This window comes from Dyella sp. C11 (assembly GCF_003121485.1).
Lineage (GTDB): Bacteria > Pseudomonadota > Gammaproteobacteria > Xanthomonadales > Rhodanobacteraceae > Dyella.
In genome coordinates, this window is sequence record NZ_QAVX01000013.1 from 68606 (window position 1) to 90807 (window position 22202).

At 60.4% G+C, this 22202-nt stretch carries 20 protein-coding genes; 14 read left to right on the forward strand and 6 right to left on the reverse strand.

Translation table 11 applies throughout. The features are described 5' to 3' along the window. Positions 1-2997, reverse strand: a complete 2997-nt coding sequence (locus DK366_RS13280) for a triple tyrosine motif-containing protein (RefSeq protein WP_109126039.1) — start codon at positions 2995-2997, stop codon at positions 1-3. Positions 2998-3244: 247 nt separating this feature from the next. Continuing rightward, the gene (locus DK366_RS13285; protein WP_198651549.1) at positions 3245-4099 is read right to left on the reverse strand and encodes an AraC family transcriptional regulator; all 855 of its coding nucleotides are present in this window, start codon (positions 4097-4099) and stop codon (positions 3245-3247) included. A gap of 381 nt (positions 4100-4480) precedes the next feature. On the opposite strand from DK366_RS13285, the gene DK366_RS13290 reads away from it, so the two are divergent. Further along, a complete protein-coding gene (locus DK366_RS13290) occupies positions 4481-5110 on the forward strand; it encodes a response regulator transcription factor (RefSeq protein WP_109126041.1) in 630 nt (209 codons plus the stop codon). A 52-nt stretch (positions 5111-5162) separates the two neighbouring features. Here the strand turns inward: DK366_RS13290 and DK366_RS13295 are convergent, their stop codons facing one another. Next, positions 5163-6848 carry a Na+/H+ antiporter gene (locus DK366_RS13295; RefSeq protein ID WP_109126042.1) on the reverse strand — a complete coding sequence of 562 codons (1686 nt, stop codon included), beginning with the start codon at positions 6846-6848 and terminating at the stop codon, positions 5163-5165. A 332-nt stretch (positions 6849-7180) separates the two neighbouring features. Between DK366_RS13295 and DK366_RS13300 the strand changes: the two genes are divergently transcribed. After that, the gene (locus DK366_RS13300; protein ID WP_109126043.1) at positions 7181-7981 is read left to right on the forward strand and encodes a type 1 glutamine amidotransferase domain-containing protein; all 801 of its coding nucleotides are present in this window, start codon (positions 7181-7183) and stop codon (positions 7979-7981) included. Between the two features lie 163 nt (positions 7982-8144). After that, the gene (locus DK366_RS13305; protein WP_109126044.1) at positions 8145-8441 is read left to right on the forward strand and encodes a putative quinol monooxygenase; all 297 of its coding nucleotides are present in this window, start codon (positions 8145-8147) and stop codon (positions 8439-8441) included. Between the two features lie 99 nt (positions 8442-8540). Here the strand turns inward: DK366_RS13305 and DK366_RS13310 are convergent, their stop codons facing one another. Together DK366_RS13310 and DK366_RS13315 are read right to left on the reverse strand one after the other, a co-directional pair. Then, positions 8541-9299: an alpha/beta hydrolase gene (locus DK366_RS13310; protein ID WP_109126045.1), complete on the reverse strand. Its 759-nt coding sequence runs from the start codon at positions 9297-9299 to the stop codon at positions 8541-8543. 354 nt (positions 9300-9653) lie between these two features. Beyond that, positions 9654-10106, reverse strand: a complete 453-nt coding sequence (locus DK366_RS13315) for a heme-binding protein (RefSeq protein ID WP_232821036.1) — start codon at positions 10104-10106, stop codon at positions 9654-9656. A gap of 379 nt (positions 10107-10485) precedes the next feature. On the opposite strand from DK366_RS13315, the gene DK366_RS13320 reads away from it, so the two are divergent. Together DK366_RS13320 and DK366_RS13325 are read left to right on the forward strand one after the other, a co-directional pair. Beyond that, the gene (locus DK366_RS13320) at positions 10486-11418 is read left to right on the forward strand and encodes an AraC family transcriptional regulator (RefSeq protein ID WP_109126047.1); all 933 of its coding nucleotides are present in this window, start codon (positions 10486-10488) and stop codon (positions 11416-11418) included. An 81-nt stretch (positions 11419-11499) separates the two neighbouring features. Continuing rightward, a complete protein-coding gene (locus tag DK366_RS13325; protein ID WP_157956527.1) occupies positions 11500-12381 on the forward strand; it encodes an AraC family transcriptional regulator in 882 nt (293 codons plus the stop codon). Positions 12382-12472: 91 nt separating this feature from the next. Here the strand turns inward: DK366_RS13325 and DK366_RS13330 are convergent, their stop codons facing one another. Further along, positions 12473-12829 carry a hypothetical protein gene (locus DK366_RS13330; RefSeq protein WP_157956528.1) on the reverse strand — a complete coding sequence of 119 codons (357 nt, stop codon included), beginning with the start codon at positions 12827-12829 and terminating at the stop codon, positions 12473-12475. A gap of 427 nt (positions 12830-13256) precedes the next feature. On the opposite strand from DK366_RS13330, the gene DK366_RS13335 reads away from it, so the two are divergent. From DK366_RS13335 to DK366_RS13370, 9 genes are all read left to right on the forward strand, one after another. Next, a complete protein-coding gene (locus tag DK366_RS13335) occupies positions 13257-14660 on the forward strand; it encodes a cytochrome ubiquinol oxidase subunit I (protein WP_343125626.1) in 1404 nt (467 codons plus the stop codon). A gap of 6 nt (positions 14661-14666) precedes the next feature. Beyond that, positions 14667-15683, forward strand: a complete 1017-nt coding sequence (gene cydB / locus DK366_RS13340) for a cytochrome d ubiquinol oxidase subunit II (protein WP_109126050.1) — start codon at positions 14667-14669, stop codon at positions 15681-15683. After that, on the forward strand, positions 15673-15819 hold the full coding sequence (locus DK366_RS21235; RefSeq protein WP_157956529.1) for a hypothetical protein: 147 nt from the start codon (positions 15673-15675) through the stop codon (positions 15817-15819). Before cydB ends, DK366_RS21235 begins: the two co-directional genes overlap by 11 nt. A 242-nt stretch (positions 15820-16061) precedes the next feature. Beyond that, positions 16062-16304 (forward strand): hypothetical protein, encoded by a 243-nt coding sequence (locus DK366_RS13345; protein WP_109126051.1) that lies wholly within the window; start codon positions 16062-16064, stop codon positions 16302-16304. A gap of 31 nt (positions 16305-16335) precedes the next feature. Further along, positions 16336-18021 (forward strand): FAD-dependent oxidoreductase, encoded by a 1686-nt coding sequence (locus tag DK366_RS13350; protein WP_198651550.1) that lies wholly within the window; start codon positions 16336-16338, stop codon positions 18019-18021. A 91-nt stretch (positions 18022-18112) separates the two neighbouring features. After that, positions 18113-19138 carry an aldo/keto reductase gene (locus DK366_RS13355; RefSeq protein ID WP_109126052.1) on the forward strand — a complete coding sequence of 342 codons (1026 nt, stop codon included), beginning with the start codon at positions 18113-18115 and terminating at the stop codon, positions 19136-19138. A gap of 1 nt (position 19139) precedes the next feature. Continuing rightward, positions 19140-19556, forward strand: a complete 417-nt coding sequence (locus tag DK366_RS13360; protein ID WP_109126053.1) for an SRPBCC family protein — start codon at positions 19140-19142, stop codon at positions 19554-19556. Positions 19557-19621: 65 nt separating this feature from the next. Continuing rightward, positions 19622-20239 (forward strand): flavin reductase family protein, encoded by a 618-nt coding sequence (locus DK366_RS13365; protein ID WP_109126054.1) that lies wholly within the window; start codon positions 19622-19624, stop codon positions 20237-20239. A 20-nt stretch (positions 20240-20259) separates the two neighbouring features. Further along, entirely contained in the window at positions 20260-22068 is a 1809-nt protein-coding gene (locus DK366_RS13370; protein ID WP_109126055.1) for a winged helix-turn-helix domain-containing protein, read from the forward strand. Positions 22069-22202 lie beyond the last annotated feature (134 nt).

The following is a 22202-nucleotide window of genomic DNA, read 5'->3' on the forward strand; positions in this document are numbered from 1 at the left end:
TCACGATACGCGGGCGTGCAGCAGGCGGCGCCGCAAGGTTCGCAACGGCATCCTCAGGGCTATCGTGGTTCCACTTGCGCCGGAGGTGATCGCAAAATGTGCGCCCAGTTGCCTTGCGCGCTCACGCATGCCCACCAGGCCCCAATGGCCTGTTTCGGCCGATCGCGCCAGGACATCCGGCGCCATGCCTGTTCCGTTGTCTGCAATGCTTATATGGAGGTGCCGCTTTCTGGTGCCGATGAGCACATCGATCCGGCTTGCATTGGCGTGCTGAAAAGCGTTGATCAGGCTTTCCCGGCAGATGGCAAAAAGCTCATCGCCCAGGGCGGAATCAATCGCCTGGTCATCGACGTCGATTTGCGCGACGACAGTGACCGATGACGCTTTTTCCAGACTTTGCGCCAGATCCAGTACGGCTGCCGCCAGCGCTTGAATGGACGCCAGCGTGGTTCGCAACGCCTTGACGCGATCCCGGCCTTCCACGATGAATCCGCTGGCAAGCTTCAGCGTGCTGCGAATGCCTTGCTGGACAGGATCGTTTTCCGGAATGGTGGCGGCCACCGACTGGAAGCGCAGCGCCAGGGCATGGATGGCCTGAAGCAACGTATCGTGCAATTCGCGCGCAATGCGTTCGCGCTCGGCATGCCGCGCTTCCGATTGCAGCAGGACATTGTGGGCCACGCGGCGCACACGCAGTAAATACGCCAGCCCGAGTGCGCCGGCGCCCAGCAATATCTCCAGCATGTGGAACCACGCCGTCTGATAAAACCGTGGCGGCAGGTCGATGGCGATGCTTGCCCCCTGGTTGTTCCAGATGCCGTCATCGTTCGAAGCGATGACATCGAAGCGGTAGGTGCCTGGAGGCAGGTTGGTGTAGTACGCCTGTCGGCGTGCGCCCGGGTCGATCCAGTCCTTGTCCACGCCATCGAGCCGGTAACGGAATCGCACGCGCGAAGGGGACGCCAGGCTGAGCGCCGTGTAGTCGATTTGCAGCGACGCGCCGCCGGGCGGCAGCGTGATGCTGTCGGCGGCGCTGTATGACTTGCCGCCGGACAGGACGCTTTTTATATGTACCGGCGGCGGGTGCGGATTGCGTGGCTGGTTCGCCGGATCCATCCACTGCAATTGCTCCCCGGTGAGGAACCAAAGACGCCCCTTGTCATCCGATTGCATGGTTGGCGTGGGCTGTCCCTGTCGCGCCACACCCTGGACGCCGTCCCGGAAATCCAGGCGTTTGGCGATCGGGTGGTAGTGCGGATCGCCGAAGGCGCGCTCCAGTTCCTGTGCGGTGTAGTAGACAATCCCTCGACCCGTGTTGAGCCACGTGCTTCCATCGGCTTCCTGCACGATGCCGGTAATGGCGGTGAGGTCCGGGAAGTCGCGATCAGTCAGCGATTGAATGGCGCCCTGGTGGAAGCGCGCGAGCCCCGAATTTCCGCCCAGCAAGAGTCCCTGCGTCCCCATGCTGATGACTTGCACCGAGCCGATGTCCAGGCCCGAGTGCGTGTCGTAAAAGTGTTCGCCTCCCGTCCTGTCCACGTACAGCACTTCACTTCCGGTGTAGCCAAGCCATAACGATCCATCGAGGCCTGCGGCACCCGTGGTGGGGCTCAGCTTTACGCCCTTCGTGCGAGGGGTCCAGGGCACCCAGGCATTGTTGGTGAAACGAAAAATGCCCATGCCGTCGATCGAGGCCCATAGGTCGTCGTTCAATCCTGGCGCAACGAATTTGAGGCGCGACGAATAAAGATGATTGGGTAGCGGGACGTTTTCCAGATGCCCTTCGTGCTCGCGGTAGAGATCGCGAAAGCCGATGACCCACAGGGTGTCGTTGCGCGTGAGGAGAAGGCCCTGGACATCAGGCGCGTCCGTGATCACGGGGACAAAGGTGTCGTTGTCGAGCCGATATACCTTGTTCTGGCTCGCCAGCCACAAGTGATGGTGGGCATCCTCGGTCGCGCTTACGTGGGCGCTGGGTTCGATATGAAAGTCCCGCAGCGTTCCCACGCGGCCGCGTCGGTAGCTGTCGATTCCCACGCTGGTGCCGACCCACACGGTGCCCTCGCGGTCGCTGGCTACCGGAATGGCGGTGTCGGCAGTCAGGCCTCGTGGAGCACTGAAAATCTCGGTGAGCGCCGCTGGTGTCACGTTTTGTGCGGCGCCAATGCGCGCCGCATCAGCAACGTGCAGCACTACACCCGTGCCCAGGCCGGATCCCCACAATCCTCCAAGCTGGGCGAACGCCAGGCGCAACGCTGCGTTTTCATCCGAGACGGGGAGCGTGTCGATACGCGGCAGGGTTGGATGATCGGCGGATAGTCCCCGCAAGGGGCGCGTGCCGTGCAATCGGTCTGACGCCCACAGCGTGCCCGTGTTGTCGATGGCCAGTGTGGCGCCAGGTGCGAGCGCAACATTGGTGGCCTGAAACTTCGACGCGCCCCGTTGCAGGAATCTAAGCTGGTTGACCGCGGCAACCCACAGCGTGCCCGCCTTGTCAAAGACGACCCAGTCTGCGCGGTCTTCCGGGTAATCCCAGTCATTGCCGATGGACTGCCAGTGCTTGCCGTCAAAACGACCCAGGCCTTGCCCCGTGGCCACCCACACATCGCCATCGGGGCCTTCGGTGAAATCCAGCACCCATCCGGACGGAAAACCCTCGCGGGAAGAGAACGAGGTGAGCTGGCCATCCTTGAGCAGATTTGCGCCGCCCGCGTAGGACCCGATCCACAATCCTCCATCGGAGGCAAACGTCAGTGCGGTGATGTCGTTTGACAGCAGGTGTTGCCCGGGTGCCAACCGATAGGGCGAAAATTGCACGCCATCAAAACGGAACAGCCCCGTTCCCGTGCCAAGCCAGAGATAGCCGTCCGGCGCCTGGGCGATCACGCACACCGCGGAAGGGGCGCCGTCGCGAACAGTCCAGGACTGGTGAACGTACTGGCCCGGCTCAATGGGCTGGCCATTCGCCACGGCGCAGCAGGAGAGCGCAAGGAGCATGACGCTCCGCGCTACACGAAACGCACGAAATGAACGAGCGGAACGCGCAGGGCAACGCCGGGACAAGAGATTCTCCGCGAGGCTTCAGCAGCTGGAAATGGCAGCTAATAGCACAAGCGTCTCGGGCGTTCATAGGTCACGCGTTTTGCGTGATTGAAACGTGAAATTACGCGACTCATGCCAGCTGCATCCGCCGCTCGTCGCAGCGGTGCGGAAGGGCGGGGAGGGCATGGCGGTCGAAGGTGAATCAGCCCTCCAGGGCCAACGAGTCTTTACTGCAGTGCAGGCCGCGATATTGGCCGGGCGTCAGGCCCGTACATTTGCGAAAGACACGAATGAAGTTGGCCTGTGACCCAAAGCCCGTCTCCAGGGCCACTTCCAGCAGCGAGGCCCGTGTGTGGGCCAGAATCCGCTGCGCAGCCTGCACGCGGCGAACCGTAACGTATCGATAGGGGGAGAGGCCGGTCGCTGCGCGGAACAGTCGCGAAAAGTGGTATTCGCTCAGGCAGGCTTCGGCGGCCAATTCGGCGAGCGACAATGGTTCGGTGAAGCGCACTTCAATCAGGTCGAGCACGCGCTTGAGGCGGCGAGGGTCCAGGTCGGGCAGGGTTATGGGGGGCTGCCAGCGGTCAATGGTGTACTTGCTCAGCAAATGCCCGACCAGCGCGGCACGCATGCCGTCGACAAAAAGGCAGGGCGACGGATCATCGGCGTCACTCATGACACCGTGAAGCGCCAGGATGATTTGCCGCAGCATGGGGTCCTTCAATCCTCCGGCGTAGGCGAGTTCGACCTTGGAAGGGTCGATACCAAAGTCGCTCAGGGCGCTCTCCCCAACCAGCTGTGAAGGGAGCCTGGCGTAAAGGATGTCGACCGGATCAGAGAGGCCCGCTTCCGTTTCGTAGATGCCGGCAGGACTGATGCGAGACGCACCGGGCTCGATCAGGTACTCCTGTGTCACGCCCTTGCTGGATCGCCACGTCCGCGTGCGGCCGGAAATCACGGAAGCAACTTCGTTGCAGTCGAACGTCCCGGGCTTGAAGCCTCCGGAGGCCACGTGCCACAGCTCAAGGCGCAGATTGGCGAAGGTGGCCTGCGCCATCTTGTATGAGCCGGCGGGCTCCCTAACATGCTCAATCCAAGCCATCTCGGCCTCCCGCGCGACGCGCTCTGTGCAAGTCAGGACATGTCCGTGTAATGGCTGATAGTGCGACCAAAGGCGGTGCGTTCTGAACTACTCCAAAGAGGGATTTTTTGATGATGAGGTACGCCTGGCGACTTCGCTCCAGGAAGTGAGTCATGTCTGTAACGAAAGCGCCGGGTGGATCCCCGGTGTGCGCCTTCACGCGAAGTCATTCACGCTGCGACCACATCGCCCCATGAACTACCCGTAAGGGGGATTGCCATGGCGGAGTAATCGTTTGCTAATGCAAGCCGGGGCCGGGTGGTTTTTGGGAGGCCTCTTTGCAGGAGTGCCGCTGCCGTGGAAAGCCAGAGCTCAATCCGCGTTCTCATCGTCGACGATCACCCCATGATGAGGGATGGTCTGCGCTCCACCATTGAGATTGAAAAGGACATGCGAGTCATCGGCGAGGCCGTTGATGGCGCTGAGGCGATCGAGATGTTTTCGTCGCTCAGTCCGGATGTGACCCTGCTTGACCTGCAAATGCCCCGCGTGGACGGACTTCAGGCCCTGGCATCCATTCGCCAGGCCAAGCCGGATGCCTCGGTCGTGGTCTTCACCATTTACCCAGGTGATGCGCGCGTGACGCAGGCGCTCAATCTTGGCGCGACTTCGTATTTGTTGAAGTCGGCGAGTCGCGAAGAAATCATTGAAGCAATTCGCACCACGTCAGCCGGCCATCAGGTCATCGCCGGTGAGATCAATGATGAGCTTCAGGCGCATCAGGGCATGGCTGGCCTGACGGTACGCGAGCTCGCCGTGTTGCGCCTGGTCAAGGAGGGGATGTCCAATCGCCTCATCGCGGAATCCCTCTTCATCTCCGAAGAGACAGTCAAGGCACACATGAAGAGCATCCTGACCAAGCTCAGTGCGTCAGATCGCACGCATGCCGTCACGATTGCCTCGCGCCGCGGATTCATCGATTCATGAGGTGGCGCGTGCCATCCATGGCCAGCTTCGCGTCCGCCTTCGAGTCACTGGATCATTCGCCGGTTCCATGCGCCGACGGCTCTCGTGCTGTCCTGTTTCGAGGATCTGCGCAGAGCTGGGACTCCTGCAGGTCGATCTCATAGACGAGCCTGCGGATCAATTCATCGCTTTGCTTGCCAAGCACCGACACGCGATAGAGCTCCTTGCGTTCCGCGTCCAGTGCAGTCAGTCGAAGACTTTTCTCGATACCACGGATCTCGCTTAGCCGCGCGGAAGGTTCATCGCCTGTGCTGCTGAATTCAGCGAGTCGCCGATAGTGGTTCTGCAACCGCTGTGCGGCTCGCGCATACACGCTGCGGCTTGCGCTTTCCTCATCCACTTCCCTGACAACACGTTCAATGGCAATGATGGCTGCGCGCGCGGAAGATGAGCGCAGTTCACGCTCCTCGTCCAGGGCGCTTCTGGGCGATCGCTTGAATGGGCGGGTCAGCCATATCAACCCCACATTGGCCGTTACGAGCGAGATCACGATCACGCCAGCCGCCAGCAGGATGGTGAGGTCGCGCACAGGCCAGGGCGTGCCGTCGGCCATGGCCAGTGGCAGGGTCATGGCGGCCGCCAGCGTGACGGCTCCACGTGCTCCGGCAAATGCAGTGATGGCCACGGAGCGCTGCGTGCTTACGAAAGGCTCCTGCGCTTTGATGTCGTCGCTGGGCGGCAGGCGCCTGATCGTGGCGGAGGCCCAGAGCCATCGAACGAGCATGAGAAACAAACAGATGCTCAGCACATACAGGACGAGCCAAAGCTCGCTCTTTCGGTTGGTTTGTTGAATGGCCAGGCGTGCACCAAGAACAATGCCCGGCAGTTGCTGGCCAAGCAGCACGAAGATCACACCATTTCCGGCGAACTGCACTGCATCCCACACCGCAAGACGACGAATGCGCGTCACAGCAGACGCCCTGCCTGCACGTTCCTCGATGCCCATCATTACCCCGGCGGCCACGGCAGACAGGATGCCCGATGCGCCCACGGCATCGGCAAACAGATAGGCGGCAAAAGGGATGATCAGGCTGACGAGTATCTGGGCGCCCACCTCCTCGCCAAATCGATTGGCAACCCAGTCCTTGGCCACGTTGGCGCCAACGCATACCAGCACGCCAATCAACGGTCCGCCCACGGCCAGCCATGCAAACGTGCCAATCGCCGGGCCCCATATGAAGCTTCCCGTCAACGCCGCAGCGATGGCAAAGCGAAAGCACACCAGGCTCGATGCGTCATTGAGGAGCGATTCGCCTTCGAGGATGAGCATCAGGTGGCGCGGCACCGGCGCATAGGTGGCGATGGATGACACGGCCACGGTGTCGGTGGGGGAAAGGATGGCAGCAAGAGCCAAGCTGAACGCCAGGGGGATGGTGGGGATCAGCCAGTGGATGAAATATCCAGCCGCCAATACCGTGAACAGCACAAGCCCAAATGCCAGTGACATGACAGGGCGCGCATCGCGAAACAGGCCCTCGCGAGGAATGCGCCATCCATCCAGGAACAACAGGGGTGCCAGGAACAGCGGGAAGAAAATGCTTGGCTCCAATTGCACTTTCAAGCCCGAAACCTGCCCCACCAGCGATCCGAGCGCGATCTGGATCAGCGGCAGCGGGACGGTGGGCGCAAACGACCTGGCCAGCATGGAGCTCAGGACGACGATGGCAAGAAGCAAGACGATCAGTGCCAGATTTTCCATGCACGCCTCCCTTGGTCGACGCTGCGGGCTTCGGTTCCATGACGATGCCTATGCATAAGCCGCAAGGAACCCATTGGATAGAACGGGCATGGTCTTCTTGGCAAATAGGTTGGTACACGCGTGCCGTGTCCTGCCCTGGAACATGGCATCGCCAATGTTCGAGCGACGGGCTTTGTCACGGCGAAATCACGTGACCTTTCTGCATCCCTTCAATCGCACGAAGTGCGCATCGAAGCGCAAGATCGGGCAATACCCCTGGTCAACGGACTTCATAGCCTCTTTCGACGGGGGCTACTTTATTCGTTCGTCGCCTTCTGGCGCGGGAGACATTCATGGCTAAGGGTAACGTGCTCGTCATCGGATCGAATGCCACCAGGATCGAGATTCAAGGAGGAAAAACAGGACCCACGGGCCAGTATCTCAATGAAACGGTTGTGCCGATCATGACGTTGATCGATGCCGGTTACGACATTGTGTTGGCCACGCCGGACGGAACCAAGCCGCATATTGATGAGGCTTCGTTGTCGGCCCAGCACTTCGGTGGGGACGAAAAGGCCTTCGAGCAGGCCAAGTCCTTCTATGCCGAGAATGCGTTCGTCAATCACCCGCGAACGTTGCGATCGGTGCTGGACGATGGCCTTGATGGCTATGCTGCCGTCTTCGTGCCAGGCGGCCAGGCCCCTGTTGTCGACCTCATGCAGAACCCGGAGATGGGCGAGATTCTTCGGTACTTCCACACGCACAAGAAACCCACGGCACTGCTTTGTCACGGGCCCATTGCGGTGGTTGCGGCGATGCCGAAGGCGCGGGAGTTTCGCGCCGCCCTGGTGGCCCGCGACATGACGAAGGCGGCCGAACTTGCCAAAGGGTGGCAGTACACCGGATACAAGATGACCGTCTTCTCCGCATCCGAGGAGAAGTATGTGGAAGACCAGATTCTTCACGGAAAGATGTACTTCACGATGCCAGAGGCGCTGCAGGCCGCAGGTGGCAACGTGCAGAACGGCACCGTCGATTTTGCGCCGCACGTGGTGGAAGATCGCGAGCTGATTACCGGACAGAATCCACGCTCGGATCACCTGGTGGGCGAAACACTGGTCAAGGCGCTGAGTCGAAAAGCGCTGGCCGCGTAAGGCATTGGATCGTGGCCTGACACGAAGCGGCGCGGCGCGGCGCGGCGCGGCGATGCAGGATGTCGCCGTGCCGCGCGTCACGTCGATGATTTTATCGGTTTCGCATGCATAGAGTGGTGCGCGAATATCCCCGCAATCGAGCGTGAAGCTTCAGGAGATTTCCGTGAGCACATCCGTCAAAACCGTTGCCATATTCAACGCAAAGAAAGGGCGGGAGGATGATCTCCACGCTTTGCTTCGCTCCATGGTGACCCCATCGCGCGCCGAACCGGGAAATCTTCGCTACGACCTTTGGCGCGAGACCGAGCAGCCGGGACGTTTTGTGCTTGATGAGTTGTATGTCAATGCAGATGCCATCACCCAGCATCGCGCGAGCCCACATTTTCAGGGCTACCTGGCGCGCATCAACGATCTGGCGGACAGGACCGTGGTTGTCCTCAGCGCCGATGACGTTGGCTGACTTTCCGTCGACACTTCGCTTTGACGTGCACGCTGTGGCGAAAGCGTGAGTGCATGACCGGCCGCGCTCCGCCCGCGTTGCGCGGGCGGAGCAGTGCTCTTACGGCTTGGCACCGGTTGCGGCCTGTTCAATCAGTTGCGCCACTTCCTTGGGATGGGACATGTAGACCGCATGATTGGCGCCTTTCACTTCGGTCACGTGGCTGCCGGCGCGCTTGGACATCCAGCGCTCGAGGTCGGGATTGATGGATCGATCGGCGCCAGCGACCATCGCCCAGCTGGGCTTGCTGCGCCATGCCGCATTCGTAATGGCCGTACCGAACGCACCGGCCTCCGTGAAAACCTGGGACAAGGCCATGAAGTGAGCCTGGTCTTTGGGCAGTTCCGCGCAGAAATCGGCCCAGAACACGGCGGGATCGATATACAGATAGCCGTCTGCTGTCTTTTTGATGCCCTTCGACGCCGGCGGCATCTTCTCAATCAGGTTCAACGTGGTTTCGCCCTTGTCCGGCTGAAACGCTGCGATGTAAACGAGTGCCGTCACCTTGGGATCATTGCCGGCCTCGGAAATGATCGATCCGCCGTAGCTGTGGCCAACCAGCACGATCGGTCCATCAAGCATGGCTATGGTGCGCAGCGTGGCTTTGACGTCATCGCCAAACGACGTTTCCGGTTGCTGTACAACGGCGACGGTGTATCCGTCCTTCTCGAGGATCTTGGTCACATCAACCCAGCCTGAGCCATCGGCGAAGGCGCCGTGGACAAGGACAACGTTCTTGATCGCGCCCGGCGGTGTCGCGGATGCATTGCCGGCGAGTGCGGCGAGGGCAAAGGACAAAAGCGTCAGTGACAGTTTCATCGTGTTCTCCTGGCTATGGGGGTGCCGAATGTCAGCACAAATGCGAGAACAGGCTTATGTCTTGAGGTCGTCCATGAGTGGCGGCAGCGCGCAGTTCGCCACAGGCCATTGGCAGTTTGACGGGCTGCCCTGGCATACGCCCGGTCACGTCCGCACGCTCCAATGAACATGGACATGTGTCGGCCGTTATCCGTAGCTCAAGACCCTGTGCTCCTTTACGCCGCACACTGGGATAGTCGCGCAGCCTGGCATCATTGTCGGAAAGCCGGACCCCGTTGAATTGCATCGCCAACCAGTTTTTGTTGGATATTCACGCGGCTTGCAGTCAGGCTGGCAAGCAGAAAGCATGGCGCTTCAGGACAGCAACGCCGCGATGGCGGCTTCAGCAACGGCGATGTCCTGCTGCACAGTGCCTGCACTCGCTCCCACGGCGCCGACAATGTTTCCGTCGATCTTGACGGGAATGCCGCCGCCGAAGATGACGACCTTCCCGGCATTCGTTTCCTGGATGCCAAAAAGAGGTCTGCCAGATTGGGACAGCTGCGCGAGATCATCCGTCGACTTGTCGAAAATGCGTGCGGTGACTGCCTTGCCGATGGCCAAGTCAATGCTTCCGATCAATGCCCCGTCCTGTCTTACGAAAGCCAGGAGGTGACCTGCCGAGTCAACCACAGCGATGTTGTAGGGAATACCAAATGCCACGGCCTTCGCCTCCGCTGCGGCGATCATCCTCTTTGCGTCACCAAGCGTAAGCGTCTGGCAGGTACGGGGCATGACGTTCCCTGGATGTCTGGTGGCGACGTTCATCCGGAAGATTCGGCGCGCAAGTCATGCCGCAACCTAGCAGCGCGTGGGAGCAGGTGTTCGTTAATGCGCGTAAAGGCCAGTAAAACCTTCGACGTAAATCAGGCATCGCAACGGTCGCACCGTCGCCATCGAAGGGCTCGCGCAAGCCAGTGCAAGGTTTGCCGAATGCCTCCCTCTTTCGAGGGGGATAGGTGGCTGCTTTGGTCATTTTGCGCAAGATTGCCCTGCGGCACCGCAAGAAGTGCGCACTTTTGATGTTTTGGGTGGCCGTACCATCAAACTTCCCCGTCGCGCTGAGTAGGACACTCACCTGGCCGGAGCCATTGGCTCGTGGCGGGCTGGTTAGTTTCTATGAGTGAGACGCCAGCGGTGAGGTGTCATGCAATCAGCGTATTACGTCAAGCAGATCGCAAAGCGCTTCCATCTACCGGCAGCGCCGACGCTCGTGTCCGGCGTGGCAGGCGTGTCACCCATATTGGCCTCGTGGCTGCATAGCGACGTGCCGAACCACGGTACGGCCGAACCTCCGCCACGCGTGGATGCCTACGATATCCAGGTGGCCATCCGGGCGATCGATTCGATGGAAGTGCGGTTGCTTGGTCGGCTGGCCACGGCAGATCCGGTACCGCAAAGTGGCATGTTTCTCGTGAACCTGGAGAGCAACCCGGTTCCCACGTTCCACTCGGCATTCGATCTGGTGCGCTTTGAAGTTTCGCAGGCCGCCATCAACGCGCTTTGCCATGCGTCGGACGAAAAGCCGGTGACGGGCCTGAAGCGCCCGCCGTTTGGCCAGAAAGACCCCATTCTTTTTCACCTGGCGCGCGCCTTGATTCCAAGCTTCGGCCGGTCTGACGAAGTGGACAACCTCTTCATGGATCAGGTGGCCCTGGCGCTGCACTCCCATCTGATCAGCAACTATGCAGGACCGTGCGTTGACCCGCGCCCGTTACGCAGCGGCCTGACCTCATGGCAGATCCGACGAACCACGGAATTGATCGAAGCCAACATGGCGTCGGATCTGGCGATCGGTGATCTGGCACGGGAATGTTGCCTATCACCCAAGCACTTTGCGCGGGCGTTTCGGCGCACGTTCGGCGTGCCGCCGTACCAGTGGCTGCAGGAGCGGCGCGTGGACCGGGCTCAACAGCTTCTACGCAAGAACGATATGCCCTTACTGAAGATTGCCGTGGCGTGCGGCTTCACGAGTCAAAGTCATTTCACGCGGGTGTTTACCGCCATCGTTGGTGCGTCGCCCGGTGCGTGGCGTCGATACATGAGCCATCGCGCACACATCCTGGTCGGTCGGCGTTGAATCCAGGCGCGAGCATCGATCCATTTCTTCATCGGTGACCGAGGCATGCTTATGTACGCTGGTTATCATTCCGAGAAAATCTTGGATCGCGGTGACTGCGACCTGGGTCATGGCGTGGGGCTTCACCTGCGTCGGGCGGCGGATATTCCGGAGCGGCAGCAGCGGCGGCGTTATGCGCCGGAACTGGCCGTTCTTGTGGTGATTCCCCGCAGCGGCAACCTGTTCCTCGAATTGGGTAATGGCCAGTCTGCGGCGATAGCTGCGTGCGGCTCCACCTGGGTGGTCAATCTCGAACAGGGTGCCAGCCTGGTGGGTGCCCCGGGAACGAAATACAGTTCGCTCAAGATTACCTTGAGTGCGCTTGAATGCCTGGCAACGGGCTGTGGTGTTCGCCTCAACTCGTTCCCGATGATGGGTGAGTACCCGAGCGATGCGGTTCTCGAGAATTTCGTCGATGCACTTGCCGAACACATTACCGTGCAGCCGGCAGAGCAGGGCGGCAGCGCGGATTTCTGCCATGCCATCGGTACCGCGATCAAGTACCACATCCTGAGAACGTATGGTGATCAGGGGTCGGGCACCGGCCAGACGGCGGGTGCCTTGGCGCCCTGGCAACTGCATGTCGTGAAGGAAGCCATGCTGGCTCGACTGGACAGCAAGCTGGATGCGGAAAAACTTGCACGATTGTGTGGCATATCGACATCGCATCTGCGTCGGGCTTTTCTTGCCAGCACCGGACAGAGCATTCATCGCTGGGTGGTTCGTCAGCGTGTCGACCAGGCCTGTGGTGACCTTTTGTCCACGTCGCTGCCCATGGCAGAGATCGCACTTCGGTGGGGATTCTCTGACCAGAGTCACCTGACCAGGACGTTTGCGGCCTTGCTCGGCATGACACCGGCCCGCTGGCGACGCGCGCATTCGTCGTCGGAAGCGAGCCCGGTTCAAGAGTCATCGAGGCCCTGACTGCTCGGCAACACCCGGTCGCCCTCAACTTGTGAACCACAGCGCACCGTCACGGCCGCAATGGACGTGATGCGCATTGTTGCGTCAACCATCAGTTCGGCAGATAGCTTTGCAGGCGCGGCGTGAGCGCAGCGGAGAATCGAAGCAGCATGCTGAAGGGCTCGCAGAGCACCCTGATGTGATGAATCTGGCCGCGCTCATCGCGAGCCAGGCTGGTGACCCCATCAAACAGCCGCCCGTTGAAGGCGGCGCCGCTCCATACCAGATAGCTTGTTGCGGAACCTTCGGCTTCGTCCTGGATCGTCAGGGTTTCGCACAGTTCGGTAAAGGCATCAAAAAAGGCGCCCACGGCCGGTGCTCCATGAAGGCGGTCGCTCAGCATGGATGTGTCCAGTAGCACGGTGTCGCTGAATACGGTACGCAACCGTTCGGCGTTTTGTGCATCCATCACGTGGAACCAGGCGTCGCCCGCGTGGCGTCCCTTTTCCCGTTTCATGAGTACACCCCCTGTCGTGGGAACGGGTAGTCCATGTAACCGCTCCCGAACACAAATCGAGGTGTGGAGGTTGAGGCAAGCGCAGTTGCACCGGCTCATGCTCCCGTGCACGCCTATTTCGCGATTGCACCTGATACGTCTTTTTGCAGGAAATTCCCGAACGCTGATTGACGCACATCTCACTTCACAGGCGTGTCGATTCGATGATGTTCGCCGGGCGATGACCGTGGAGAAAAGTGAGCAGCAAGTGCTATCGCATGTCCATCGACGCGCCTAGTGTTTCCGTTGCCCGAAAGACAGGGCAAGGCAGTTTCGACGATACCCGCAGTGTTCCAGCATCGCGCCAGGTGCGCTGTGTTTGACGGAACCGTGAAGAGGCATGCTGATGACTCTGGACGCCTTACACCTGGCACGGCTGCAGTTCGCGTTCACTGTGGCCGTACACATTATTTTTCCAGCCATCAGCATTGGCCTGGCTGGATTCCTTGTGGTGCTTGAGGGCGCGTGGCTCAAGACACGGGACGGTGCCTATAAGGATATGTACTTCTTCTGGTCAAAGGTTTTCGCCGTCGGCTTTGGCATGGGCGTGGTGTCAGGCGTGGTGATGGCCTATGAGTTCGGCACCAATTGGGCGGGCTTTTCGACGGTGGCCGGCGCCATTACCGGACCGCTACTCACTTACGAGGTGCTCACGGCGTTCTTCCTGGAGGCTGGTTTCCTTGGCGTCATGCTGTTTGGCTGGGGCCGGGTAGGTGAGCGAGCCCATTTCTTTGCCACGCTGATGGTGGCCACGGGTACGCTGATTTCCACGTTCTGGATACTGGCGTCCAACAGCTTCATGCAGACGCCACAGGGGTACGCCATCGTCGACGGAAAGATCGTTCCGGTGGACTGGCTCAAGGTCATCTTCAATCCGTCGTTTCCTTTCCGGCTGGCACATATGACGGTGGCCTCCTATATCGTCGCGGCGTTTCTGGTCGCCGCTTGTGGCGCCTACCAGCTGGCAAGGGGGCGCCGCGACCTTCCCGTAAAGCGCAGCTTTTCCATGGCGTTGTGGATGCTCGTGGTCCTCACTCCCGTCCAGATATTCATCGGGGACGCGCACGGACTCAACACGCGTGAGTACCAGCCCGCCAAGATCGCAGGCATCGAGGGCTTGTGGGAGACGGAGCACGGCGGTACGTCACTGAATCTTGTGGGGCTGCCCGACATGGAAACGGAACCCACCCGTTACGCCATCAAGGTGCCTCATCTTGGCAGTGTCATCCTTACCCATTCATGGGATGGCGAAATCAAGGGGCTGAAAAGTTTTCCGCCGGAAGACCGGCCGTATTCGCCGATCATTTTCTGGTCGTTCCGGCTGATGGCCGGCCTGGGCGTGTTGATGCTCCTGATGTCGCTGGTTGGGCTCGTGTTGCGCAGGGGCGGGCGAATCTACGAGACGCGCTGGTTTCAATACTGGGTGTTCTGCATGGGTCCATCGGGCTTGCTGGCGTTGATCGCCGGCTGGGTCACTACCGAAGTGGGAAGGCAGCCCTGGACCGTCTATGGCGTGCTCAGAACCGTCGACTCGGCCTCGCCGCTGGATGCGCAACAGGTCGGCACGTCACTGCTTACCTTCGTGATTGTCTATTTGCTGGTATTTGGCACCGGCGTCTTTTACATGCTCAAGCTGATGAAGCAGGGGCCCGCGGCCAGTGACGCGAATGCCCCGGCCAAGGCGCCGCACCCCGCGCTTGAACGTAACGCCCTTACGCGTGCCAACGTAGCCATCGACAGGTGACGAACCATGGTTTTTGACCTTCCTACGGTGTGGTCCGTGCTCATCGCGGCAGGCATCTTTCTGTACGTGATGCTCGATGGATTTGATCTTGGCATTGGCCTGCTGCTGCCTTTCTTCGAGAACGCCAGCGACCAGGAAACGATGCTCAGCACCGTGGCGCCCGTCTGGGATGGCAACGAAACCTTTCTTGTGCTTGGCGGTGCAGCGTTGTTTGCGGCATTTCCCGTGGTGTATTCCACGTTGCTTCCCGCCAACTACCTGCCACTCGTGTTGATGCTTGCCGGACTCATCTTCAGGGGCGCGGCTTTCGAGCTCCGTGCGAAAGCGACCGGTACGCGACACCTGTGGGGCCTGGCGTTTATCGCCGGTTCGGTGCAGGCAAGTTTTTGCCAGGGCGTGGTGCTTGGTTCGCTTCTTCAAGGGATAACGATTACCGAGGGACGTTTCACGGGCGGTGCCTTTGACTGGTTGTCGCCATTCAGCGTGTTTTGCGGACTCGGTTTGCTTGTGACCTACGCCACCCTTGGCTGCGCCTGGCTGATCCTTCGCACCGAAGGTGAACTCCAGGCAAAGATGTACGCCTTGATGAAGCCGATCTGCGCCGTCCTGCTGATCACCATGCTGGTGATCAGTGGCTGGACCGTGCTCGCCCAGCCTGCAGTGGCCGCACGCTGGTTCGATGGGCACAACTTCGTCTACTTCGCGCCCGTGCCATTGCTCGTTCTTCTGAGCGTGTTCGGCATTTTTCGCGCGGTGAACAGGCAACGTGACCGGATGCCGTTCGCACTGTCACTGTTGTTGCTTTTCCTTGGCTACAGCGGCCTGGTGATCAGCATCTGGCCCAATATCGTGCCGCCATCGCTCACCATCTGGCAGGCATCGTCGAATCATTCAAGCCAACTCTTTGCACTGGTTGGCGTCCTCATCATTCTTCCCATCGTGCTCTGCTACAGCTTCATGCAGTACCGCGTCTTTCGCGGCAAGGTACGAGACACCCGGCAGGGGTACTCCGATGGACATTGACGACCGTCATATCCAGCAATCCTGGTGGCGACGATCAGGATGGTTTGTGTTCCTGTGGCTGAGTGGCGTCATTGTCACGCTGGCGATCAGCACCGTATTCAAGTTCCTGATTCTTGGTGTGGTCAGGCACGTCTGAAGAATCGCGCGCGCGGCCACGGGCAAAGAAGCGGATGAGCTTCCTTTTCCGGCAATTTTCGCTTTCGCGTGCAAGCTCCATCACATGCCCATTTTCAAGAATCGGATTGCCGCTGAACGTTGACGGCGCTCATTGGTCGACAAGAGTGCACGCCACAAGCGCGTGATCTCGCGTGAATCGTGTTGCCACAAGCCGATGGATCGCCACATGACCCGGGCACTCTTGGTGCAGGAGTGGTAGTGATGTTTCGCACAAGAAGGCAGCTGCAGCGACAGTTTGAAGATATGGACGCGCAGCTATCCATTCTGGAAGAGCGCCAGGTCCATGAAGAAGTGAAGTGGATGGCCATCGAGGATCGGATGCATCTTCCCAGCGGCGCCCTGGCGGATACGGATCGCTTGTGGTGGTGGGAGCAGATGTACTCACTGATGGAACGTCACGCACTGACCGAGCTGAGTCAGCTGCGAAAGAGCGGCTTGTTGTGATGGCCATGACACTCCATCGAGACCAGCAGGCATGAGTGCGTCCCGCCCTCCCCGCAGCGACCTGGCGGACCCGAACGATTTCCTGGGTGATGCAACGCTGCGTTACGAGCAAACATTCCCGCGATTGCCGGCCGAGATGGTGGCGCGGGTGGCGTCGTACGGCGTCGTCGACCGCTTCGAGGCAGGCGCCTACCTCTTTCGCCTGGGCGACCGGAACGTCGATTTCTTTCTCGTCATCGAGGGCGCCGTCGATATCTTCGAAAGCGATGGAGAGGGCGGCCATGTACTTATTACGACGCATGAGTCCGGCGAATTCACCGGTGAGCTTGACCACCTCAGTGGTCGCGCTGTGCTGGTATGTGCCCGCGCAGTGCGAGCCACCCGGGTCACTCGGGTTGACCGAAACGCCCTGCGACGCATGGTCGCCCTGGAACCGGACATCGGCGATGTGATCCTGCGAGCTTTCATCCTTCGACGGATGGATCTCCTTCAACACACGGACGGTGGAATCGTGCTGGTGGGTGATACCCGGTCCGGCGATACGCTGCGCATACAAAGTTTTCTGGTTCTCAATGGCTATCCGCACCGCCTGCTGGATGTCGGCTGTGATCCGGCGGCACGGCCGGCCCTGCATCATCTTGGGTTGAGCGATGCTGCCTTGCCCATCGTCATCCTGGATGGAAGAAAGGTTTTGACGAATCCGGCGAATGCAGCACTGGCCGACGCATTGGGCATCACGGAACAGATTGACCCGAATCATCTCTACGACGTGGCAGTGGTGGGTGCGGGACCGGCGGGCCTGGCCGCCGCTGTCTATGCCGCCTCCGAGGGTCTGGATACCGTTGTGATCGAGGCGCTCGGCCCGGGCGGGCAGGCGGGTACGAGTTCCCGGATTGAAAATTACCTTGGATTTCCCACGGGCATTTCCGGGCAGGCGTTGGCCAGTCGGGCGCAGATACAGGCGCAAAAGTTTGGCGCGAGACTGGCCGTTGCCAAGGCAACAACGCGCATCCAGCGTGGCGCGGGGGCTTTTCTGCTCTCCACGGAAGACGGCGGTGAAATTCGCGCGCGTGTCGTGGTCGTGGCTACCGGTGCACGGTATCGGCGCCTGAATCTCCCCGAGCTTTCCCGCTACGAAGGCAGCGGCGTGCATTACGCCGCCACGGCCATCGAAGGCCATCTGTGCGTGGGAGGCGATGTGGTCGTGGTGGGTGGCGGGAACTCCGCGGGCCAGGCGGCCGTTTACCTGTCGGGACTGGCCCGCCACGTGCACATCATGATTCGCGATGACAGTCTTGCTGCCACCATGTCCGACTACCTGATCCAGCGCATTGCCGATTCGGCGCGCATGACGCTCCACTTCTGCAGCGAAGTCGTCGAACTGATGGGCGAAAAGTATCTCGAAGGTGTTCGCTGGCGAGACGAGCGAGGCGTCGAAAGCGTTCTTCGCACATCCAATCTTTTCCTGATGATTGGTGCCGACCCGAATACGGCGTGGCTTTCAGGAACGGTCGCGCTTGATCCGGGCGGCTTCATCATCACGGGCCAGTTTCGGGACACCAGCGGCCAGGTGACACCCTATCTCACCAGCATGCCGGGAATATTTGCGGTCGGTGATGTACGCGCCAACTCCATCAAGCGGGTCGCCTCGGCGGTCGGCGAGGGCTCAGTGGTGGTGCATGCCATTCATGGCTGGCTTGCCCGCGAGGCCGCGTAGCAGGGATTGACAGAGGCGCCGGTGGATGCCGGCTCCATCATTTGCAGTCGGGTTTGAAGATGTCGGGTCGACTTCAAGAGCGGAGGATTTCATGAAACTGCGAGATGCACTGCCAAATGGTCCGCTGGGCTTCGGTGCCGCACCGTTGGGGAACATGTTTCGCAACATTTCCGATGAGGAAGCCACGGCGACTGTTCGCGCGGCCTGGGAGGAGGGCACGCGTTTCTTTGACACGGCGCCGTTCTATGGCGCGGGCCTGGCGGAAATTCGACTGGGCGAGGAGCTTGGCCGACACAAGCGCGACGAGTACCTGCTGAGCACCAAGGTGGGACGCCTGATCCTGGATGAGCTGGAAGACCCCGCCTCCCGCGATTTCGGCGAGAAGGGCGACATCTTCAGATATGGGCGGGCAAACAAGGTGGTGTACGACTACTCGGCCGATGGTACGTACAAGTCCATCGAAGACAGCCTCAAGCGCATGAAGGTGGATCGCATCGACTTCGTCTGGGTGCACGACATCGCACAGGACTTTTATGGCGATGAATGGCTCGCCCGCTTCGAAGAAGCACGCAAGGGTGCGTTTCGCGCGCTCAGCCGCCTGCGGGACGAGGGTGTCATCAAGGGCTGGGGGCTTGGCGTCAATAAGGTGCAGCCTGTTGAACTGCTTTTGGATCTCTCGGAAGTACAGCCCGATGCCACATTGCTGGCGGGTCGGTACTCACTGCTCGATCACGAGCTTGCCCTGCAGCGGCTGATGCCCACCGCGGCCGTACGAGGCGTGGACATCGTGGTCGGTGGGCCTTACAGCTCCGGCGTCCTGGCGGGAGGCACGCATTTCGAATACGGCAAGGTTCCACCCGATATCGCCGAGAAGGTCGAAAAGATAAAGGCGCTGTGCGCCAGGCATGACGTGCCCATCAAGGCGGCAGCGTTGCAGTTTTCCCTTGCGCACCCCGCGTCGGCGGCAGTGATTCCCGGTGCCAGCAAGCCTGAGCGCATCAAGGAAGATCACGCTGCCATGAAGGCCAGGGTGCCCGCGGACTTCTGGCGCGAATTGCGTGAGCAACACTTGGTGTCGCCGGCTGCACCGTTGCCGATCGACAAAGGGAAGGTGTGACATGGCCAGGGCAGCGTCCAGCATTGACCTTCCCATGTCACCTGACCGCGTGTGGAGCGTGGTGGGTGGATTTGGATCGCTGCCCGATTGGCTCCCCTACATTCCGCGATCTGACCTGATGGATGGTGGCAGGGTGAGGCATCTCACTACCGAAGATGGGCAGACCATAGTGGAGCGGCTCATGGCGTTCGATGAGCAGGCGCGGCGTTATACCTATCACATCCTGAAGGCGCCATTTCCGGTGGCTGACTACTACTCCACCCTCAAGGTGTCCAGTACGGGTGCGGGTAAATCCTCGCGCGTGGAATGGGAAGGTGAATTCACGCCCGTGGGAATAACCGATCAGGAAGCAACTGATCTGTTCAAGACCATCTACGACACGGGGCTGAAGGCGCTGGCGAAAACGATGGAAGGTTGACCGCCATCCCGTATGGGCGACTGTCGCGACAAAAACGGGTCGGTGGTTCAATCGACGGGGTTCGGATGAGCGGAACATACAGTTACAGCCCCAGAGACGGTCACGGATTACGACACGACCCTTTCTATTCGATCGTGGGTCCTCGGCCCATCGGATGGATTTCGTCGATGGACGAGGGTGGCCGATCCAATCTTGCGCCTTACAGCTTCTTCAACGCCTTCTGCGACGAGCCCCACATCATCGGATTCTGCAGCAATGGATGGAAAGACACCGTGGCCAATGTGGCGAAGACCAGGCAATTCGTCTGGAACCTTGCAACACGTTCCATCGCGCCTGCGATGAACGCGACATCCGCGTCGGTGCCTCATGAGGTTGATGAATTCGTGCTGGCCGGCCTGACCAAGTTAACCAGTTGCCGTGTAAAGCCGTACCGGGTGCAGGAAAGCCCCGTCACCTTCGAGTGTGCGTGTACCCAGCTGGTGCAATTGCAAGACGCCCATGGTGTTCCCGTTGAAGCCTGGATGGTGTTTGGCGAAGTGATAGAAGTTCACATCGACAAAAGCCTGATCACGGATGGCGTGTATCACACCGCACAGGCTCATCCGGTTCTTCGCGGCGGTGGTAACGGCGAGTACGCGGAAATTCATGCGGAGGCGATCTTCTCCATGCAGGCCCCCGACTAACCACCCAGCTTTCCATCCACATGCGCGACATCCATGCCATGACGACACGCCCGACCATGACCAGTGGACGACGCTTCGAATTTGGGCCCTGGGTCTACCAGCCCGAAAAGCAGCTGCTGTTGCGGGATAACACGGCAGTGGTCCTGGGGAATCGCGCCCTGGAAATTCTCGGGATGCTCGTGGAGCGGCCGGGCGAGTTGATCGAGAAAGAGGAAATCATCGCCCGCGTCTGGCCAACCACCATTGTGGAGGAAAGCAATCTGAAGGTGCATGTGGCAGCCCTTCGCAAGGCGCTGCACGATGGCCTGGGCGATGAACGCTACATTGCCACCGTCGTTGGGCGCGGCTATCGGTTTGTTGCACCCGTGATGTGCCACCGCACGGAGCAGTCCTCGCGGATGGATGGCTGTTGCGGTCCGGGTGGTGCCGGGCGTTCCGGTCCTTTCGCACGCGATTGCCCGTCATTCGTTGTTGGTCGCTCAACGTTGATCAACGACATCTTGAATCAGCTTCCGGCCAGACGATTCATGTCGCTCGTTGGCCCGGGTGGTGTGGGTAAAACCACGGTAGCGAAGGAGGTCGCGGGGCTGATCACCACGCGACGGCACATGGAGGTCGTCTACGTCGATCTTGCGGAAGTGGCGGAAGGTCGCCTCGTGGCGGGAGCCATACTTGGTGCCATCGGTTTTACCGCCCGCAGCGTCAACGCGCGCACGGCGCTGATGGATCAGCTGCGCGATCGAGAAATGCTCCTGGTGCTTGACGGCGCCGAAGCACTTCTTGGACCCGTGGCGGAGATGGTGGAAAAGATCAACGCATGTTCGCGCGATACCCACATACTGGTGACCAGTCGCGAGCCACTCTTTGCACGTGGAGAGCACGTGCTTCGCATCCCGCCGCTGTCCTGTCCCGACGAAGGCATGGATCTGGATGAGGTGGAGAGTCGTCGCTACGCCGCTGTCGAACTGTTCATCGAGAGGGCCTCGGCGGCGGGAATGGAGCGCGTATTGACGCATGCCGACATGTCGGTGGTGGCTCGCCTGTGTCGTCGCCTGGATGGCATTCCGCTGGCGATTGAGCTTGCAGCAAGCCGGGTGAATGCTTTTGACCTGGCCAAGCTTGAGCAATTGCTTGAAGGCGACTTGAGGCTGCTTGGCCAGGGTCGCCGAAACGCTCCCGGTCGCCTGCGGACACTGACGGCCAGCGTGGAATGGAGTTATGCGCTGCTGGCCGAACCGGAACAGCGGCTTCTGCGGCGGCTCGCCATTTTTTCCCACGAATTCAGTTTGAGCGATGCAGAAATCGTGGCAAGCCAGCACGGGCTTGGACGGGAAGACATCGCCGAATGGCTGGGCAACCTCGTGTCCAAATCGCTCGTCATGGCATGTCCCGAGCAGGACCCCGCCTGCTATCGACTGCTGACCACAACACGATGCTTTGCACGGCAAAAACTGGCGCAGCACTTTGAGCTTGAGGACGTCCGCAGGCGCCACGCAGAGTACTGCCTCAAGGTTGTTGCTGCGCATTCGACGCGACAGCACGCCAATGACGCGGATGGTCATGCACAGAGCAGGCTCGGTGTGGGTGACATCAGGGATGCGCTGGGGTGGGCGACCGCGGCCAACGAGGCGCACTCGCTGGCCATAGATATCGCCGTGGCCGCCATGTCGTCGGGGCTTGATCGCCACATGCAGGAAGATTGCTCGCGCGTGCTGACGATGGCGCGGACAAACGCTGCAGCCGTTTTCGTGAAAGGTGCCGTAAAACACACGCGGTTGTCAGTGGTCCGTGCTGATGATCCGGCACATGAAGAATCGTTGCCAGCCTGATCGCCATGGCCGCGTGAAGCACATGGCAGCGGCGCCCAGGCATTGCCGTTGCCTCAATGCTCGAAAAATCACTGAAATTTTCGGGTGCCGGGCGCATCGTTCTGGCCACCCTTCAGCAAGGTCTCCAGCGGGAG

Bases quoted from the DNA above. Each gene is read 5' to 3' on its own strand.
- DK366_RS13280 (WP_109126039.1), bottom strand. From the start codon at position 2,997: ATGCTCCTTGCGCTCTCCTGCTGCGCCGTGGCGAATGGCCAGCCCATT.
- DK366_RS13285 (WP_198651549.1), bottom strand. From the start codon at position 4,099: ATGGCGCAGGCCACCTTCGCCAATCTGCGCCTTGAGCTGTGGCACGTG.
- DK366_RS13295 (WP_109126042.1), bottom strand. From the start codon at position 6,848: ATGGAAAATCTGGCACTGATCGTCTTGCTTCTTGCCATCGTCGTCCTG.
- DK366_RS13300 (WP_109126043.1), top strand. From the start codon at position 7,181: ATGGCTAAGGGTAACGTGCTCGTCATCGGATCGAATGCCACCAGGATC.
- DK366_RS13310 (WP_109126045.1), bottom strand. From the start codon at position 9,299: ATGAAACTGTCACTGACGCTTTTGTCCTTTGCCCTCGCCGCACTCGCC.
- DK366_RS13315 (WP_232821036.1), bottom strand. From the start codon at position 10,106: ATGAACGTCGCCACCAGACATCCAGGGAACGTCATGCCCCGTACCTGC.
- DK366_RS13320 (WP_109126047.1), top strand. From the start codon at position 10,486: ATGCAATCAGCGTATTACGTCAAGCAGATCGCAAAGCGCTTCCATCTA.
- DK366_RS13330 (WP_157956528.1), bottom strand. From the start codon at position 12,829: ATGGATGCACAAAACGCCGAACGGTTGCGTACCGTATTCAGCGACACC.
- DK366_RS13335 (WP_343125626.1), top strand. From the start codon at position 13,257: ATGCTGATGACTCTGGACGCCTTACACCTGGCACGGCTGCAGTTCGCG.
- cydB (WP_109126050.1), top strand. From the start codon at position 14,667: ATGGTTTTTGACCTTCCTACGGTGTGGTCCGTGCTCATCGCGGCAGGC.
- DK366_RS21235 (WP_157956529.1), top strand. From the start codon at position 15,673: ATGGACATTGACGACCGTCATATCCAGCAATCCTGGTGGCGACGATCA.
- DK366_RS13345 (WP_109126051.1), top strand. From the start codon at position 16,062: ATGTTTCGCACAAGAAGGCAGCTGCAGCGACAGTTTGAAGATATGGAC.
- DK366_RS13350 (WP_198651550.1), top strand. From the start codon at position 16,336: ATGAGTGCGTCCCGCCCTCCCCGCAGCGACCTGGCGGACCCGAACGAT.
- DK366_RS13355 (WP_109126052.1), top strand. From the start codon at position 18,113: ATGAAACTGCGAGATGCACTGCCAAATGGTCCGCTGGGCTTCGGTGCC.
- DK366_RS13360 (WP_109126053.1), top strand. From the start codon at position 19,140: ATGGCCAGGGCAGCGTCCAGCATTGACCTTCCCATGTCACCTGACCGC.
- DK366_RS13365 (WP_109126054.1), top strand. From the start codon at position 19,622: ATGAGCGGAACATACAGTTACAGCCCCAGAGACGGTCACGGATTACGA.
- DK366_RS13370 (WP_109126055.1), top strand. From the start codon at position 20,260: ATGCGCGACATCCATGCCATGACGACACGCCCGACCATGACCAGTGGA.